Genomic DNA, 3,015 nt, shown 5'->3' with positions numbered 1-3,015 from the left:
GCCGGCTCCGAGTATTTCGAACGTATGAAGGAAAGAAGGCTCTATACCATAAATCCGGAAGAAGTAAGGAGAAGGGTGGAGAGAATGGATTTGATAGATATATTCAGCGAGAAACTGGTATAATATAACTGAAAAGCGTGTGACTGTTAACAGCGGTCCGAAGGTTCGAATTCTTTTCTCTCAGCCATAATTAGGTAAAATCAAGGCTTTCATCAATTATGATGAAGGCCTGTTTTGATTTTTTGTGACATTTTTCAAACGGTATTCACGTATTCGCTGCCCTGCCAATTCTACTGCTTTACTCAGACTTCCACCTCCATATTAAACGATACATTGCAATTTTCAGTTATGCATTAGTAAGTTGCAAATATTATATATTAGCACTAAAATTGGCAGGATATTGCAAAAAAATGTAGAATCCCTCTATAAGAATAATCACAAAAGAGGTATATGAAATGGCAAGTAGTACGGAATTCTCACTGATAGAACAGGATGAGAGTAAGTCTCCACATAAGTTTATTGCTTTTAAGCATCACTCTGACCATGATCCTTCGTTCAGAGAGACTATAAAGGCTTGTCTGCAATCATGGAGGATTACTGCAAATGTTTATAAGAATATAAGTGATACTGGCTTTAAGAGTGATAATATATCTAAAACCTTACCAATACTAAATGACTTAGGCAGAAGCCGTTTGCCGCAAACGCCTGTGGAGGATAAGAATATTACCAAGAATCCGTTTATAACAGATATCACAGAGATCATTTCGATGAATTTAATAAGAAATCAGTTTAGAGATATAGTTATTCCTTATCCAAGAGTTTTACATAAGGAGTTAAAGGGTAATCAGCATAAAGGGATTGATCTTTTAGGGTATATTGATACTCAAAACGGGCATATACTTCTAATAATTGAAATAATGGCTTCAGTAGATGATAATTATCCTGCGTCTACTGTGAGAGAACACTTAAAACAATTGTTGGATGATACATTAAAGGGTGACAATGAAAGACTAATAAAAGAGCTTGAATATATTCACGATGAAGCCGATGACAACTATAAAGATGTAATCAATGGTTTTTTAATTGCGATATATGGAAAGCAGCTTAATAATAAGGATGATGTTTTAGCGGTCCCGGTGATGGTTCGTCCAGTTAATAAATGGAATAATGAAGATTGGAGACCATTTTTTATTAACGTACAAGAATTTGAAAAGGCCAGTATACCATCTACAGTCTGCTATTATGCAATCGAGTGTGATTGTAATTTTTCAGAACTGCTTGACCGTATAAAAAGTGGGGCAGTATAAATTGCATGAAATAAGGGAGAATTTATATGCCTATTGATATAAGTAAAGATATTAAAGTACAAATTGAACAATTGAGAAATATAGCCTCAGAAAGCATAGATACTGCTAATTTATTCTATTTAAAGAAGCAGTTTTCGACTGATTTTGGTGGGGATATTCCGCATTTGTCAACTGAACATGCAGAACTAAGCACTGCAGCTAGAAGCATGGAAATATTGGGTTATGACTTGATTTCTCGTTACTATAAAGACGCCGAACTTCAAAAAAAAGCATGGCAGGAGCTATTATGGCCTGCTTATAGAATACAAAGGAGTATTTATCTAGACAATACGAATAATAATGAGGCTTTAATTAATAAAGTGTTTGATGGGCTTCAGGCTAATCGCCAGCCTGAAATACGTTTAGAGCTAAAGCAGATTAACCTGTCCAAACCTATTTACAATTGTGAAACAATACCATGGGATGAGTTTTTATATAATGAATTAATGAGAGTTTTCTTGTTAACAGTCCGAAAAAAGGATGGTTATGATGATTTGCATCAAGCATTGAAGATAATTGATGAACTCAGAAAAATGCAGAATGAGTGCGAGAAGAAGTATCTAAATATATATACAATACAAGGCGAATACTATTTACATAGAAAATTATCTACAATAGTGGCACTATATAATTTGATTAAGCCAGTACAAATAACAGCTGAGTTTTTATGTGGGTTATATGAAACAAAAAGTCTTTCTGCTAAAGGATTAAAAGGAGATATTGATAGATACGTTTTGAATGCAAGAGAGTTGCTTCAAGGAGGTATTAATCCTCCATTAAGAATTTTTTCTAATAAATTGGGCGAAGCATGTAAACAACTTATCGACGCAAGCATATATTCAGTTATAATGCCTCCAAGAACAAAAAGGTTTTTATTTAGTTTATCAAAAACTAGTAGTAAACCAGTATTAGAATTATGGTACTCTCAAAGAGAAGCCCTAAAACAGAGCTTATTGGACCCTACAAAAAGTGCGATTGTTATAAGTATGCCTACAAGTGCAGGAAAAACTTTACTTGCAGAACTAGCAATTCTTCAAGCATTTTATGATGACCCTGAAAGTAAAATAATTTATTTAGCTCCGACAAAAGCGCTGGTAACCCAGATTGCACTTACTTTAAAAGGACACCTGGGAAGCCAGTTAGTGACTAGAATAGCAACCCCATCTTTCGAGTTAAATCCGATTGAAAACAATCTTCTTTGTCAGGAGTTTAATATTTTAGTTACAACTCCTGAAAAGCTTGATTTGCTTATTCGTGCAGACCATGAATCAGTAAAGAGTATATCTTTAGTTGTTGTTGATGAAGCACATAATATAAACGAAAAAGAGAGAGGAGCAAGACTTGAACTTCTTTTGGCTACACTAAAAAGAGAAAGAAACAGAACACGTTTTTTGCTGCTTACACCATTTGCAAGGAATGCTGGAGATTTAGCGTATTGGTTAGGTGATGATCAAGGGGCTCCAATTATTATTGATTGGAAGCCTAATGACCGTATTGTTGGCGCAATTAGACCTGGCCCAAAAGTTAGAAATAAAAATATGAGAAATATGATGCTCCCCATTGTCAAGACAATTTTTTTGCCGGGCTAAGTTAGGTCTCCTTTCTTTTATTTTAGATACTTACATCAATACACTCTGTTGGTGGATGTCAAGGGCGAGCGTATGCGAGT

3 protein-coding genes are annotated in these 3,015 nt (G+C 34.8%); all 3 read left to right on the top strand.

Features of this window, described 5'->3' with window-relative positions; genetic code table 11:
• A partial coding sequence (locus HPY74_20630) for a glucose-inhibited division protein A (protein ID NSW93013.1) occupies window positions 1–123 on the top strand: 123 nt, incomplete at its 5' end.
• Between the two features lie 332 nt (window positions 124–455).
• Complete coding sequence (locus HPY74_20625; GenBank protein ID NSW93012.1) at window positions 456–1,307, top strand: hypothetical protein; 852 nt, start codon at window positions 456–458, stop codon at window positions 1,305–1,307.
• A 26-nt stretch (window positions 1,308–1,333) separates the two neighbouring features.
• A complete protein-coding gene (locus HPY74_20620) occupies window positions 1,334–2,935 on the top strand; it encodes a DEAD/DEAH box helicase (protein ID NSW93011.1) in 1,602 nt (533 codons plus the stop codon).
• The last annotated feature ends 80 nt before the right edge of the window (window positions 2,936–3,015 follow it).

Source organism: Bacillota bacterium (assembly GCA_013314855.1).
GTDB lineage: Bacteria > Bacillota > Clostridia > Acetivibrionales > DUMC01 > Ch48.
Note: the sequence above shows the minus strand (reverse complement) of the source record. Positions and strands in the feature narration are given on the sequence as shown.